Source organism: Streptomyces hilarionis, assembly GCF_024539675.1.
Classification (GTDB): domain Bacteria; phylum Actinomycetota; class Actinomycetes; order Streptomycetales; family Streptomycetaceae; genus Streptomyces; species Streptomyces hilarionis.
This window is the reverse complement of sequence record NZ_JAHHIT010000446.1, coordinates 1-448: the sequence shown is the minus strand read 5'-3', so window position 1 is coordinate 448 and position 448 is coordinate 1. Positions and strand designations below refer to the sequence as shown.

Below are 448 nucleotides of genomic sequence, written 5' to 3'. Positions count from 1 at the left end.
CCCTCACCCCCCTCGACGCCGTCTTCTACGAACAACGCCCCCGCTTCGACTGGCACCCCGGCCTCCTCATCGACGGCGCCCGCATCCAAGTCCCCTTCCTCGCCGACCTCGTCACCCTCGCCGACCCCACCAGCGACTGGACCTTCCTCAACTACCTCAGAACCCACCACCGCCTCTACCCCTTCTACTTCGCCGAGCGCTTCCACACCCACCGCGCCGAATACGACGCCTACTGCCGCTGGGTCGCCGACAACCTCCCCGCCCTCCACTTCCGCCACCAGGTCGACGCCGTCCGCTGGAACCCCGAACGCGACCTCTTCGAAGTCGACTTCACCCACCTCGACGCCGACGGCGAAGCCGAAGCCCTCGGCCGCACCCACACCCGCAACGTCGTCCTCGGCATCGGCACCGAACCCCACATCCCCGACCCCCTGCGCCCCCTCGTCGA

The 448-nt window shown here is 69.0% G+C and carries 1 protein-coding gene; it reads left to right on the top strand.

Features of this window, described 5'->3' with window-relative positions; all coding sequences use genetic code 11:
- Positions 1-448 (top strand): SidA/IucD/PvdA family monooxygenase (locus tag KMS84_RS39065; protein ID WP_256921321.1); only part of this gene is annotated, 448 nt, incomplete at both ends.